This window comes from Stutzerimonas stutzeri (assembly GCF_038561965.1).
Taxonomy (GTDB): Bacteria; Pseudomonadota; Gammaproteobacteria; order Pseudomonadales; family Pseudomonadaceae; genus Stutzerimonas; species Stutzerimonas stutzeri_AA.
Genome location: NZ_CP139348.1, coordinates 1,741,502 through 1,755,259 on the forward strand (window position 1 = coordinate 1,741,502; position 13,758 = coordinate 1,755,259).

Here is a 13,758-nt window from a genome sequence, read left to right on the forward strand (position 1 = left end):
GTTGCCTGGCTGATTGCCAAACGAATGGCGCTGTTTTCGTGCCCTAACGATCTCCAAGGTGGCGTATGACCGCTGAAACGCTACACACCGGACCGCTTCAGCGCGGTCTGAAGAACCGTCATATCCAGTTGATCGCTCTGGGTGGGGCGATTGGCACTGGCTTGTTCCTTGGCTCGGCTGGGGTGCTGCGGAGCGCGGGGCCGTCGATGATCCTGGGCTACGCGATTGGTGGCTTCATCGCTTTTCTGATCATGCGCCAGTTGGGCGAGATGATCGTCGAGGAACCGGTTGCGGGCTCCTTCAGCCATTTCGCGCACAAGTACGGCGGTGGCTACGCGGGGTTTCTTTCGGGCTGGAATTATTGGGTGCTCTACGTACTGGTGGGCATGGCCGAGCTGACCGCGGTCGGCAAGTACGTGCAGTTCTGGTGGCCTGAGGTTCCGACCTGGGCCACGGCCGCTGCGTTCTTCGTGCTGATCAATCTGATCAATCTCAGCAATGTCAAAGCCTTCGGGGAAACCGAGTTCTGGTTCGCCATCGTCAAAGTGGCGGCAATCGTCGGCATGATCCTGCTTGGCCTGTTCCTGCTAGTCAGTGGGCAGGGCGGCGAGCAGGCAAGTATCAGTAATCTGTGGTCCCACGGTGGATTCTTCCCCAATGGCTTCAGCGGCATGCTGTTGGCTTTGGCGATCATCATGTTTTCATTTGGTGGACTTGAGTTGGTGGGCATCACCGCGGCGGAAGCGGCTGAGCCGAGAACCGTCATTCCCAAGGCGATCAATCAGGTCGTTTATCGCATCCTGATCTTTTACATAGGTGCGTTGACCGTGCTGCTGGCGCTTTATCCCTGGGATGCGTTGCTGCTGACGCTGGGCGCAGCGGGCGATCCTTATAGCGGTAGTCCCTTCGTGCAGATATTTTCGCTGATCGGCAGCGATACGGCCGCGCACTTGTTGAACTTCGTTGTACTCACTGCGGCGCTGTCGGTCTACAACAGCGGCGTGTATTGCAACAGCCGGATGCTGTACGGCCTGGCGGAGCAGGGCGATGCCCCGCGCAGCCTCATGAAGATCAATTCTCGTGGCGTGCCGGTTCTTGCAGTGGGTGTGTCTGCGTTGGTGACGTTGCTTTGCGTGGCGGTGAACTACCTGTTCCCACAGGGCGCTCTCGAGCTGCTGATGTCCCTGGCGGTGGCTGCGCTGGTCATCAACTGGGCGATGATCAGTCTTGCGCATCTCAAGTTTCGACGTGCCATGCAGCAGCAAGGCATCGAGCCAAGCTTCAAGGCGTTCTGGTTCCCGTTGAGCAACTACCTGTGTTTGGTTTTCGTTGCCGGCATATTGGTGATCATGCTGTGGCTGCCGGGCATTCGCATGTCTGTGTTCGCCATTCCCGTATGGGCTGGCTTCCTTTGGTTGTGCTATCAGCTACGGGCTCGTCTATCGGCAAATATGGTATAGCGCTGCAGCTTGGTCGTTAGGCAAAAAAAACCCGGTTTCCTGAGAAGCCGGGCCAAGACCATTAGGAGTATGAAATCGCAATCCTAGCGACCTCATCTGGCTGGGCAGTGGGGGGATTGCCCGGCCAGTTACTCAAGTATTGGCGCTACATCTGCGCTCTGCAGGCGGATTTGCGCGCTTTTTAAACGCATTTGGAATACATGTCTCGCTGGTTGATCGCCGTCAGTGCGTAGCCAGGCTCCGTAGCAGCGCAAGCGTTTCTTCAATCACCCGTTCTGGCGTATAGAAATGCGGAGAGAGGCGGATACCGCCACCACGCAATGCACACACTACTTGTTCTGCCTTCAGACGTTCGAACAGCTCGGCATTCGTCGAGCCCTCGAGCCGGAACGTGATGATGCCGGAGCGGCGTTCCGCCTGGCCTGGGGAGAGGATTTCGACTCCGTTCAGGCTATTGAGCCCTTGGGTGAGCCATTCGATTCGCTCGCCCAGCGATTTGGCGACTTGCTCCATTCCCACTTCTTCCAGCAGTGAAAGACTGGCTTCGAGCGCCATTGCCCCTAGCAGGTTAGGGCTACCGCATTCGAAGCGCCTTGCGCTGCGCGCAGGTTCCCACTCGGTGCGGTCGTAATCGCCTGCGTGTTCCAGCATGTGCCAGCCGTATTCGTGCAGTTTCAATCGTTCGCGCAGATCGCTGCGGCAATAGAACACCCCGAGCCCTTCCGGGCCGAGCATCCATTTGTGGCCATCAGCCATGGCGAAGGCGCAGCGATTTTGCTGCGCATCGAAGGGCAGAGCGCCTAGTTGCTGAATCGCGTCGATGCACAGGAGCACTCCGCGTTGCTCGCAGCCTTCACCCAGGCGTACCAGATCCAGGCGCATTCCACTGGCGTACTGAACGGCACTGATGGCCATCAGGCGTACCCGTGGGCCACATGCCGCCAGGAGATCCCCTTCCGGGTCGGCGCCCTTGAGATTGACCTGGACCACCTCGACACCGTACGGCTGCAACGCTTCCCAGACGACGCGGTTGGACGGGAATTCCTCATCGCTGATGACGATTTGGTCGCCGCTTTTCCAATCCAGCCCGAATGCAACAAACGACAACGCTTCGGAGGTGTTCTTGACCAAGGCCACATCGGCGCTGCTGGGGGCATTCAGTAGTCGCGTCAGGCGTTGACGCAGGCTGCGCTCTACCGACAGCCACTGCGGATAGTCGCGCGCGCCGATGGTTGCGTTCTGTTCGGCGAAAGCGCTGACGGCTCGGGCCGCGCGCAGCGGCCAGGGAGCGACGGCCGCATGGTTCAGATATCGCAAACCGACTATTTGTGGAAATTCGTCATTTATTTGGATCATGTTTGGATGTTCCGTGCATTTCATGACCGGTTAGGCATAATGGCTGCCTCGAATCAACCCTCAAGCAGCCTTCCTATGCAGAATGAACCTCGTAAGGTCCGCGAATTTCGTCGCCGCGAACAGGAAATCCTCGATACCGCGTTGCAGCTGTTTCTCGACCAAGGAGAAGACAGCGTCACCGTCGAGATGATTGCCGATGCGGTCGGTATCGGCAAAGGCACGATCTACAAACACTTCAAGTCCAAGGCCGAGATCTACCTGCGGCTGATGCTCGATTACGAGCGAGACCTGAACCAGATCCTCCACTCTCCTGACCTGGATCTCGACAAGGAAGCGCTGTCGCGAGCCTACTTCGAGTTCCGCATGCGCGATCCCCAGCGTTATCGGCTGTTCGACCGCCTCGAAGAGAAAGTGGTCAAGGGAAATCAGGTTCCTGAGATGGTCGAACAGTTGCACAGCATCCGCGCCTCCAACTTCGAGCACCTGACCCAGCTGATCAAAGGCCGGATCGCTGAAGGCAAGCTGGAAGACGTGCCTCCCTACTTCCACTATTGCGCGGCGTGGGCGCTGGTGCATGGCGCCGTTGCGCTTTATCACTCGCCGTTCTGGAGCAACGTGTTGGAAGACCAGGATGGCTTTTTCCAGTTCCTAATGGACATCGGCGTGCGCATGGGCAACAAGCGCAAGCGTGATTGAAGCGCAGGCAGGATCGAACAGACGTGGTAGCAATGAACGCGAGCGAGTTTCCCATCCGCTACATAGAGCCGGTATTTCGGCCGCCCAGCGAAGCACATTCGCTGATCCTGCCGGTAACCAATGGTTGCTCATGGAACAGCTGCACCTTCTGCGAAATGTACACCGCGCCCCAGAAGAAATTCCGCGCCCGCGATGAAGCGGAAGTGCTCGACGATATTCGTCGCTGCGGTGAGCAGCTGATCGTACAGCGCGTATTTCTCGCCGATGGTGATGCCTTGGTACTGCCGACCCGCAGGCTCTTGAAAATCCTAGAGCAGATTCGCCAGTGTTTGCCGGAGGTACAGCGCGTCTCCAGCTACTGCCTGCCGCGTAACCTGCGCAAGAAGTCCGTCGCGGAGTTGCGCGAACTGGCGGATGCCGGACTCGGTATGGCCTATGTCGGTGCCGAGTCCGGGGATGATGAGGTACTGGCGCTGGTCAACAAGGGCGAAACCTACGAATCGACCCTTAGTGCGTTGGATAAGCTGGGGCAGGCGGGCATCGTCCGCTCGGTGATGATCCTCAACGGGCTGGGTGGCCGCCGGCTGAGCCGTCAGCACGCACGCAACTCCGCGCGTTTGATGAATGAAGCGCAGCCCGAGTTTCTGTCCACGCTGGTGGTCAGTTTCCCGCAGGGCGAAGCGCGTTTTCGACAAGCCTTTGATAGCTTCGAACTGCTGCCGCCGGACGAACTGCTTCGCGAGCTGGAATGGTTACTGGGCGACCTCGAGTTGAGCGATACGGTTTTTCGCAGCGATCACGCCTCCAACTATCTCGTGCTCAAGGGCGTGCTTGGGGCAGACAAACAGGGGCTGCTGCGCCGTGTGCGCGAGGCAATCGAGGACCCGCGTAACGCTCCCTTGCGCCAGGAGTGGCAGCGCGGGCTCTGATCGAACGAGCAAGCGTCTTCGTGAGTCGTCGTCGGGGCAAATTGCGTTATCTGGCGTGGATGCTGCATTGCCTGCCGAATCGCCGGTTTTTCGTCGCCGGCACTGGAGGTGAGATCCATGCGTTTTCTGTTCGGAGTACCAGGCCTGCTGGCGATGCTCGCACTGGCGGGTTGCATGAAGGTTAGCGACATGGCCGAGGGCACCCGCTATCACCTGCGCGATGCCGGTATTCTCGACCATAGCGAGACCCGCCGTTCTAACTCCTGGCGGCTACAGGCTGACTCTTTTATCTATATCGCCCAGGGCCATTTTGTGCCGCCTGGAGACGTTTATCCGCGGCCAAACGTCGTTGCGGAAGAAGCCTTCAGCGGCTTCGTGGAGTATTTTCCAATGGTGCGCCGAGCCCAGGATCCCATAGGGCTGGAGGAGGCCATGGGGCAGGCTGCGGCAGCTGGCGCACATTATTTGCTGTATCTGCGTTTTGCTGCAGCCGATGACCGCATAGGCAGCTTTGATGAGCTAAACGATCAGCGGGCGCTGGATCGGCTCGGCGTCGATACCAGTGTGGTACAGCTGATGCTGGTGGAGACCGGTACGCGATATCTGGTCGATACGGCCCGTATCCGCAGCCGTGGTGGTGTGCTGGGTATTTACGATGCCAGGCCTGAGCATCTCCTGCGTCCGCCCTTGCAAGACTATGCTCGTCGGTTGTTGGGCCTGCCGCGCTGATCGATGTGGCAGTATCGGGGCAGTTCAAGTGCCATCTGAGGAGAACCGAATGACCGATACAGGTAAGGCCGGCGACTTACTGGCGCAGCTTTCGGCTGGCGAGAAGAAGGGACCGCCACCGGTACATCTGTGGAATCCACCATTCTGCGGCGATCTGGATATGCGCATTGCGCGTGACGGAACCTGGTATTACCAGGGCACTCCGATTGGGCGTGCAGCGATGGTACGTCTATTCTCCACCGTGATTCGGCGCGACGGGGACGACTACTTCCTCGTGACTCCGGTCGAGAAGGTCGGCATTCAGGTCGAGGATGCACCGTTCGTTGCGGTCCGGCTGGAGGTGAGCGGGCAGGGCAAGGAACAACGTCTGCGCTTTTTCACCAATGTCGAGGATGATCTCGAGGCGGGCCAAGAGCATCCGCTGCGTGTGGTCACCGACCCGCAAACGCAGGAGCCGGCGCCGTATGTTCATGTGCGCGCCAATCTTGAGGCGCTGATCCACCGCAACGTGTTCTATCAGCTCGTGGAGTTGGCGGTGCCCAGCGAGGTGGACGGCCAGAATTGGCTCGGCGTGTGGAGTAATGGCGTGTTCTTTCCCATTGGCCGCGCCGAGTAGCGGTTCGCTACGGTTTCGTGGGTGTAAAAAAGGCTCCCGAGGGAGCCTTTTTTCTTTCTTACATGTTGGGGTAGTTCGGCCCGCCAGTGCCTTCTGGCGCCACCCAGGTGATGTTCTGCGCCGGGTCCTTGATATCGCAGGTCTTGCAGTGCACGCAGTTCTGCGCATTGATCTGGAAACGCTTGCTGCCATCGTCGTTGTTCACGACTTCGTAGACGCCAGCCGGGCAGTAGCGCTGCGCTGGCTCGTCGTACATCGGTAGGTTCTTCTCGATCGGAATGCTCGGGTCAGCCAACTTCAGGTGAACCGGCTGCTCTTCCTCGTGGTTGGTATTGGAGAGGAATACCGAGGAGAGCTTGTCAAAACTCAGCTTGCCGTCCGGCTTGGGGTACTCGATCTTCTTCGACTCTGCGGCTGTCTTGAGGCAGGCATAGTCCGGCTTGGTGTCATGCAGCGTGAACGGAATCTTGCCGCCGAAGATGTTCTGGTCGATGAAGTTGAAGGCGCCGCCTTTGATGGTGCCCCACTTGTGAATGGCTGCGCCGAAGTTGCGGCTCTTGTACAGCTCGTCGTACAGCCAGCTGGATTTGAATCCTTCTTCGTAAGCGCTTAACTCGTCGCCACCCTCGCGCCCGGCCAGCAGTGCATCGGCAGCGGCTTCGGCAGCCAGCATGCCGGACTTCATCGCGGTGTGGCTGCCTTTGATCTTGGCGAAGTTCAGCGTGCCAGCGTCGCAGCCAATCAGTGCGCCGCCGTTGAATACCATCTTGGGCAGGCAGTTGATGCCGCCTTTGGCGATGGCTCGCGCACCATAGGAAACGCGCTTGCCGCCTTCCAGGTACTGCTTCACTACCGGGTGATGCTTGTAGCGCTGGAACTCATCGAACGGCGACAGGTACGGGTTGCTGTAGGACAGGTCGATAATAAGGCCGACGACCACCTGATTGTTCTCCAGGTGATAGAGGAACGAACCGCCTGTGTTCTCGTCGTTCAAAGGCCAGCCTGCGGTATGCACCACCAGACCTTGCTCGTGCTTGGCCGGATCGATGTCCCAGAGCTCCTTGATGCCGATGGCGTAGTGCTGCGGATCGACATTGGCGTTGAGCTGGAAACGGTTGATCAGCTGCTTGCCGATGTGGCCACGGCAGCCCTCGGCGAACAGGGTGTACTTGGCGCGCAATTCCATGCCCGGCGTGTACATGCCTTCCTTCGGATTGCCTTCGCGGTCGACCCCGAGATCGCCGGTGACGATACCGCGGACGATGCCGTTTTCGTCGATCAGCGCTTCCTGGGCGGCGAAGCCGGGGTAGATTTCTACACCGAGGTTCTCGGCCTGCTGGGCAAGCCAGCGGCACAGGTTGCCCAGAGAGATGATGTAGTTGCCTTCGTTGTGCATGGTCTTGGGAACCAGTGCATTGGGCAGCTTGCTGGCGGCATCGGCGCTCTTGAGCAGGTAGATGTCGTCACGCTTGACCGGCGTATTCAGCGGTGCGCCGAGTTCCTTCCAGTCGGGGAACAGTTCATTAAGCGCACGCGGCTCGAAGACCGCACCGGATAGAATGTGGGCGCCTACCTCGGAGCCTTTCTCAACGACGCATACACTGATTTCCTGACCAGCGTCGGCGGCTCTCTGCTTCAGTCGGCAGGCTGCGGATAGGCCTGCAGGGCCGGCGCCGACGATGACAACGTCGAATTCCATGTATTCGCGTTCCATTGGGCTTTCTCCTACTCAGGGCTTGGTTGTTATATAAGTGGTGGAGGGCTGTGATCGGTCCCTGACCGAGCCGGGCCGGCGCATTATATATAGACACTCGAATCGGTCCAATACAAACGTTTGTTTGAATTTTCTGGAAGCCTGTTAGAATCGCCTGAACCGCGACGTTATGGCGGGTCATATACGTTGTTGACCCCGTCCGCAGCCTGCGGTCAAGATACGGACGGTTTGCACTCGCCGAACAGGGCAGCGGCTATCAAAACCCAAGCCACGAGCAAGGCTCGGTTCGCCTCGGCGGAATTCTATTCACCGGAGAGTAACGAGGAATCCATGAAGGTTCTTGTAGCTGTCAAACGAGTGGTCGATTACAACGTCAAGGTTCGCGTCAAGGCGGACAACTCCGGCGTTGACCTCGCCAACGTCAAGATGTCGATGAACCCCTTCTGCGAAATCGCTGTGGAAGAAGCCGTACGCCTGAAAGAGAAGGGCGTGGCGAGCGAAATCGTTGTCGTCTCCATTGGCCCGACTGCTGCTCAAGAGCAGCTGCGCACCGCGCTGGCGCTGGGTGCCGATCGTGCCGTGCTGGTCGAGTCCAGCGAGGAGCTGAACTCCCTGGCGGTCGCCAAGCTGCTCAAGGCAGTGGTCGACAAGGAGCAGCCGCAGCTGGTCATCCTCGGCAAGCAGGCGATCGACAGCGACAACAATCAGACTGGGCAGATGCTCGGCGCTCTGACCGGTTATGCCCAGGGCACCTTCGCCTCCAAGGTTGAAGTGGCTGGCGACAAGGTCAACGTAACCCGCGAAATCGACGGCGGTCTGCAAACCGTCGCGCTGAGCCTGCCGGCGATCGTTACCACCGACCTACGTCTAAACGAGCCGCGCTATGCGTCGCTGCCGAACATCATGAAGGCCAAGAAGAAGCCGCTGGAAGTGCTGACTCCCGATGCGCTGGGCGTTACCACCACTTCCACCGTGAAGACCCTGAAAGTCGAAGCGCCGGCTGCTCGCAGCGCCGGTATCAAGGTCAAGTCCGTGGCTGAACTGGTCGAGAAACTGAAGAACGAGGCGAAGGTAATCTAAATGACTATCCTGGTTATCGCTGAACACAACAATGCCGTCCTCGCGGCCGCTACCCTGAACACCGTTGCCGCCGCCAAGGCCATCGGTGGCGACATTCACGTGCTGGTAGCCGGCAGCGGTTGCGGCGCCATCGGCGAAGCAGCCGCGCAGATCGAAGGCGTTGCCAAGGTATTGGTTGCCGATGACGCGGCCTACGCCAATCAGTTGCCGGAAAACGTCGCGCCGCTGATCGCCGATCTGGCGAAGAACTACAGCCATGTACTGGCTGCTGCCACTACCAATGGCAAGAACTTCCTGCCACGCGTTGCCGCCCAACTGGACGTCGACCAGATCTCCGAGATCGTCGCTGTCGAAAGCGCCGATACCTTCAAGCGCCCGATCTATGCCGGTAACGCTATCGCTACCGTGCAGTCCAGCGCTGCTATCAAGGTCATCACTGTACGCTCCACTGGCTTCGATGCGGTCAATGGCACTGGCGGTTCTGCGGCGGTCGAGCAGATCTCCGGTACCGGCGACGCTGGCAAGTCGGCCTTCGTGGGCGAAGAGCTAGCCAAGTCTGATCGTCCCGAACTGACTGCTGCCAAGATCGTCGTGTCCGGCGGCCGTGGCATGCAGAACGGTGACAACTTCAAGCACCTGTACTCGCTGGCCGACAAGCTCGGTGCTGCGGTTGGTGCCTCGCGCGCCGCAGTCGACGCCGGCTTCGTGCCGAACGACATGCAGGTTGGCCAGACCGGTAAGATCGTCGCGCCGCAGCTGTACATCGCGGTCGGCATTTCCGGTGCCATCCAGCACCTGGCTGGCATGAAGGACTCCAAAGTGATCGTCGCGATCAACAAGGACGAGGAAGCCCCGATCTTCCAGGTTGCCGATTACGGCTTGGTGGGCGATCTGTTTGAGATCGTGCCGGAGCTGGAAAAGCTCGTCTGAAGCCAATCGCTGTAGGAAAGAACCCGCTCATGTAGCGGGTTTTTTCATGGGCGATCGACGGGGGGCTCGGTGTACCATCGGCGAACCTGATCGGTACCCAGTTCATTCACCTCAAGGGGGATCTTCATGCGTTTCGCTTTTCCGTTGAAATCGGCTCTGGTCGCGCTTGTGCTGGCAACGCCACTCACGGCAGCGGCGGCGGGAAAGTGTGACCGTCTCGTCGCTACCGGGGCCGCGGACAATCCACCGTTTCTCTGGCGCGACCCGCAGAACCCCAAGCGTCTGATCGGCGCCAATGCCGACTTGCTCGGTCAGCTCGCCAAGTCGCTCGATCTGAAGCTGGATTTGCTTTACACCGGGGATCGCGCCAAGGCTCTCGACGAGGTGCGCAGTGGCCGAGTCGACGTATTGGCGGATGCAACCCTGACCGTCCAACGGCTTGAAGAACTGGATTTCGTTCACCCGCCCATCCTGCAGCTGCAGACCGTGGCCTGGGTGCGTAATGAGCCGGGTTTCTTCTACGCGAGTCGCGAAGATCTGCGAGGCCACACCGGCATGACGGTCGGCGCCAGTCGGCTAGGAAGTGAGTTTGACGCTTTTGCCAAGAGCAATATGCAATTGCAGCAGGCCGCCAGCCTGTCTCAGGGGCTGCAGAAGCTTGTGGCTGGTAATGCCGACTATCTATTGCACGAGCGCTACAGCACCGTTGCCGCAGCCGATTCGGCAGGCGTTCTAGACAAGGTTCAGCGCCTCGAGCCGCCGGTAGTAGCGCGAGACATGCACCTCGCCATTTCCCACGACTCTGCCTGCAATGACCCTTGGCTGCGCGGACAACTGGCGCGGAAGATGACAGAATTGCGTGCTGCCGGCGTGCCAGAGCAACTGGTAGCGCATAATTTGGCAGTCTGGAAGAACCAGCAGTCGGAGCGGGCCAACGCTCCGAAGAACTAGGATTCGCCGTGTTGAAACAGCTTTTTCCCAGCGCGTTGCTTGCCGTGCTCATGATGAGCGGGTGCGCCAATGATCCAGCCCCCATCGAACAGTTGCGTCTGAGCGAACAGGCCGTGGAGCAGGCGCGCTCCGTGGATGCCTCCGAGCATTACGAGGAGTTCGTCCTTGCCGAAAGCAAGCTGAGCGCGGCTCGCGCTGCCTTGCAAGCAGGCGATAACCGTGAAGCGCGCGTGTTGGCGGAGCAGGCGGAACTGGATGCCCGTCTGGCCGAAGTCAGGGTGCTCAAGGACAAACGCCAAGCCCAGGTTGATGATCTCACCCGGCGTATCCAGCGTTTACGTCAGCAACTGGGAGAGGTCCGGTGAGAAGCTCATTAGGCATGGCTATCGCCACACTGCTGTTGGCCGGTTGCGCCAGTCAGGAAGCCGAGCGTGATATCGCTCAGGCCTCTGCTGCGTTGGAGCGCGTCCAGGCCGACAGCATGGCTCAGCGTGCAGCGCCGAAGGACCTGCAGCGCGGCCTGGAAACGTTGCAGCGTGCCGAGCGCTTCAACGACTACTGGGGCGGCGCAGCCGATGCACGACATTACGCTTATCTGAGCCATCGCTATAGCGAGATTGCCGTGCAGCAAGGCGCTCTTTTGCAACACCAGGAGCAGGTTGCGCGCTTGGAGATGGAGCGTGACCGGCTGCGCCGCATGTTGCAGGACGCCCAGCTGATCACCGCTGAGCAGCAGGGCCGCTGGCTCGAAGATCAGATGATGAGTCTGGCGGCGAGTGAAACTGATCGCGGCATGGTGATGACGCTAGGTGACCTGCTGTTCCACGCTGGCAGCGCCGATCTGAACAGCTCCGCCAACCGGACCTTGCTCAAGCTCGTTCATTTCCTCCAGTTAAATCCGCAACGCAAGGTGCGCATCGAGGGCTACAGCGACAGTCGTGGCGATCCGCAAGCGAACCTGGCGCTGTCACAGGCGCGGGCGCAGACCGTCGCCGAGCTGTTGGTGAATCTCGGTATTGCTGTCGAGCGTATCGATGTGCGCGGCTATGGCGAGCGCTTCCCGTTGGCCGAGAACGCTTCAGCCCGTGGCCGTGCGCAGAATCGTCGAGTTGAAATACTGTTCTCCGATGCAGAGGGCGAGTTCGGTCCAGACCGCTAGTGCAAGTGCTCTAGACCGACTGTTTCGCCCACACGGAGCACAACTGTATCGGTCATGTACGGTGCTGCTGAGCTACTGTTACGGTTCAGTTGGCAGGAGACCGACGAAATGACCAATCTGTTGCTCTATCAGCGCATTGCTCAGCAGCTTGCCGAGGATATTCGGCGAGGCGTTTATCGACCTGGTGAGCGTGTGCCCTCGGTGCGCAAGATGAGCCGACAGCTCAGCGTCAGCCATGCCACGGTGTTGCAAGCGTATGCCAATCTCGAGGATCAGGGCATGATCCGCGCGCGTCCGCAATCCGGCTTCTATGTGCATCAGACGCCAGTGCTCACAGCGCCGATGCCTGATATCGCGCAGGTCGAGCGGCCGACGCTGGTTACCCGCAGCAGCATCATCAATCAGGTACTCAGCGAGTCACGCCGCGAGGGGCTGATCCCTCTGGGCGCAGCCGTGCCTCATGTCGATTACCTGCCGGTGCGGGCGCTGCATCAGCAACTGGCCAAAGTCACGCGCTTCCAGAGTCCGCGGGCGTTCAGTTACATGTTCAGCCCGGGTTATGAGCCGTTGCGGCGGCAGGTGGCGATTCGCATGCGCGATGCCGGTGTGGTGGTCGATTCGGGCGAGATCGTCATCACCCACGGTTGCGTCGACGCGCTGCAGATGTCCCTGCGTGTACTTACCAAACCTGGCGATCTGATCGCAGCCGAGTCGCCGACGTACTACGGGCTGTTGCAGTTGGCCGATCTACTCGGCCTCAAGGTCATCGAAATCCCGAGCGACCCGGATACCGGCATGAGTCTGGAAGCGCTGCAGTTGGCTGCGGGGCAGTGGCCCATCAAAGCGCTGGTGCTGACTGCACGCCTGAGCAATCCGCTGGGTGTGAGCATGCCAGACCATCGGCAGAAGCAATTGCTGAGTCTGGCGGCGCGCTTCGATATCCAGATTGTCGAGGACGATATCTATGGGGAGCTGATGTTCGATCAGGACCAGTACAAAGCGCTCAAGTCCAATGATCGGGACGGGCGGGTCATCTACTGCTCAAGCTTTTCCAAGACGCTGTCACCTGGCGTGCGTATCGGCTGGGTCATCGCTGGCCGGCATCAACCGGAGATCGAGCGGTTGCAGACGTTCAGCACTCATTCAGCCTGTAGCGTCACGCAGATGGGAGTGGCGGCTTATCTAGAAAATGGTGGCTACGACCGGCACCTGCGGGCGATTCGCCAGGAATATCGCAAAAACCTCAGCGCTTTCCAGCTGGCGGTACAGCGCTATTTCCCGGAAGGCACCCAGATGACGCGGCCCAAGGGCAACTTCATTCTCTGGGTCAGCCTGCCGGTGCGGGTCAACACGCAGGATCTGCACGTACGGGCTCTGGAGCAGGGCATCAGCATCGCGCCTGGGTTGATCTTCAGCAACACTGAACAATTCAACCACTGTATTCGTCTCAACTGTGGGCTCCCTTGGAACAACGAGACCGAGCGAGCGCTGCGGACGCTCGGGCAGCTGGCTTCGGAACTGTGCCGGGACGCACAATAGATACCGTTCATTTGCAGTCATGAGGTAGGTCCACATGCATAGGCCGCTGCTACTGGTGTTGCTGTCCCTGGCCTTGCTAGGCGGATGTGGTGACGATGACGCGAAGCCCGAACAGGCGACGGCGCCAGGGCAACCGACGCAGGCGCCTGTCACCGACGAGCCAGCCGAGGGGCCGCCCGATCTGGAGATCGAGCTGGCACCGGCTGAAGAATCCGCCAATGCGGATCGACCAGACGTACAGATCAATATTCCAGAACCAGAACCAGAACCAGATCCAGAACCAGAGCCAACTGCAGTACCCGCTCCGAAGCCAGTTTCAGCACCGGCCAAGCGGCAAGCGGCCGTGAAACCAGCAGAGGACGAGCTCCCCGCACCTGTGCTTGATCTACATTTACCGGAGGAGCTGGCGCAGGAATTGATGCCCACGGTGAATGCCGAGGCAGCTCAGTTGCTACCACCTCTTTTTGGGGCGGGAAAAGCGCAGTCGATGCAAATCGGCGGGCGCCTCATTTCTAGTGAAGATGACGATGAGGCGTTAATTGATGGCGCCGAGATTCGCTTCGAATTCAAGCGCTGATCCGGCTGGAAGCCCGCTGCGC

At 59.5% G+C, this 13,758-nt stretch carries 14 protein-coding genes; 12 read left to right on the forward strand and 2 right to left on the reverse strand.

What is annotated here, in order from left to right:
* Positions 1–65 precede the first annotated feature (65 nt).
* Entirely contained in the window at positions 66–1,460 is a 1,395-nt protein-coding gene (locus SM130_RS08005) for an amino acid permease (RefSeq protein ID WP_102823572.1), read from the forward strand.
* Between the two features lie 222 nt (positions 1,461–1,682).
* Here the strand turns inward: SM130_RS08005 and SM130_RS08010 are convergent, their stop codons facing one another.
* Positions 1,683–2,816: an aminotransferase class V-fold PLP-dependent enzyme gene (locus SM130_RS08010; RefSeq protein ID WP_102823573.1), complete on the reverse strand. Its 1,134-nt coding sequence runs from the start codon at positions 2,814–2,816 to the stop codon at positions 1,683–1,685.
* Positions 2,817–2,891: 75 nt separating this feature from the next.
* Between SM130_RS08010 and SM130_RS08015 the strand changes: the two genes are divergently transcribed.
* The 4 genes from SM130_RS08015 to SM130_RS08030 all read left to right on the forward strand — a co-directional run bounded on the left by SM130_RS08015 (position 2,892) and on the right by SM130_RS08030 (position 5,786).
* Positions 2,892–3,512, forward strand: a complete 621-nt coding sequence (locus tag SM130_RS08015; protein ID WP_102823574.1) for a TetR/AcrR family transcriptional regulator — start codon at positions 2,892–2,894, stop codon at positions 3,510–3,512.
* A gap of 32 nt (positions 3,513–3,544) precedes the next feature.
* Positions 3,545–4,441 (forward strand): radical SAM protein, encoded by an 897-nt coding sequence (locus SM130_RS08020; protein WP_102823575.1) that lies wholly within the window; start codon positions 3,545–3,547, stop codon positions 4,439–4,441.
* 117 nt (positions 4,442–4,558) lie between these two features.
* Positions 4,559–5,170, forward strand: a complete 612-nt coding sequence (locus SM130_RS08025; protein WP_102823576.1) for a DUF4823 domain-containing protein — start codon at positions 4,559–4,561, stop codon at positions 5,168–5,170.
* A 49-nt stretch (positions 5,171–5,219) separates the two neighbouring features.
* Positions 5,220–5,786, forward strand: coding sequence for a DUF1285 domain-containing protein (locus tag SM130_RS08030; RefSeq protein ID WP_102823577.1), 567 nt, complete (start codon positions 5,220–5,222; stop codon positions 5,784–5,786).
* A gap of 58 nt (positions 5,787–5,844) precedes the next feature.
* Here SM130_RS08030 and SM130_RS08035 read toward each other — a convergent pair whose 3' ends face one another.
* Positions 5,845–7,500 carry an electron transfer flavoprotein-ubiquinone oxidoreductase gene (locus SM130_RS08035; RefSeq protein WP_102823578.1) on the reverse strand — a complete coding sequence of 552 codons (1,656 nt, stop codon included), beginning with the start codon at positions 7,498–7,500 and terminating at the stop codon, positions 5,845–5,847.
* 330 nt (positions 7,501–7,830) lie between these two features.
* On the opposite strand from SM130_RS08035, the gene SM130_RS08040 reads away from it, so the two are divergent.
* The 7 genes from SM130_RS08040 (at position 7,831) to SM130_RS08070 (ending at position 13,736) form a co-directional block, all read left to right on the forward strand.
* Positions 7,831–8,580 (forward strand): electron transfer flavoprotein subunit beta/FixA family protein, encoded by a 750-nt coding sequence (locus tag SM130_RS08040; protein ID WP_102823579.1) that lies wholly within the window; start codon positions 7,831–7,833, stop codon positions 8,578–8,580.
* Positions 8,581–9,510, forward strand: a complete 930-nt coding sequence (locus tag SM130_RS08045) for an electron transfer flavoprotein subunit alpha/FixB family protein (protein ID WP_102823580.1) — start codon at positions 8,581–8,583, stop codon at positions 9,508–9,510.
* A 126-nt stretch (positions 9,511–9,636) separates the two neighbouring features.
* Positions 9,637–10,461, forward strand: coding sequence for a substrate-binding periplasmic protein (locus SM130_RS08050; protein ID WP_102823581.1), 825 nt, complete (start codon positions 9,637–9,639; stop codon positions 10,459–10,461).
* Between the two features lie 8 nt (positions 10,462–10,469).
* On the forward strand, positions 10,470–10,826 hold the full coding sequence (locus tag SM130_RS08055) for a DUF4398 domain-containing protein (RefSeq protein WP_102823582.1): 357 nt from the start codon (positions 10,470–10,472) through the stop codon (positions 10,824–10,826).
* Positions 10,827–10,840: 14 nt separating this feature from the next.
* On the forward strand, positions 10,841–11,620 hold the full coding sequence (locus SM130_RS08060; RefSeq protein WP_102823583.1) for an OmpA family protein: 780 nt from the start codon (positions 10,841–10,843) through the stop codon (positions 11,618–11,620).
* Between the two features lie 108 nt (positions 11,621–11,728).
* A complete protein-coding gene (locus SM130_RS08065) occupies positions 11,729–13,159 on the forward strand; it encodes a PLP-dependent aminotransferase family protein (protein WP_102823891.1) in 1,431 nt (476 codons plus the stop codon).
* A 34-nt stretch (positions 13,160–13,193) separates the two neighbouring features.
* Positions 13,194–13,736, forward strand: a complete 543-nt coding sequence (locus SM130_RS08070) for a hypothetical protein (RefSeq protein ID WP_102823584.1) — start codon at positions 13,194–13,196, stop codon at positions 13,734–13,736.
* Positions 13,737–13,758: the final 22 nt, after the last annotated feature.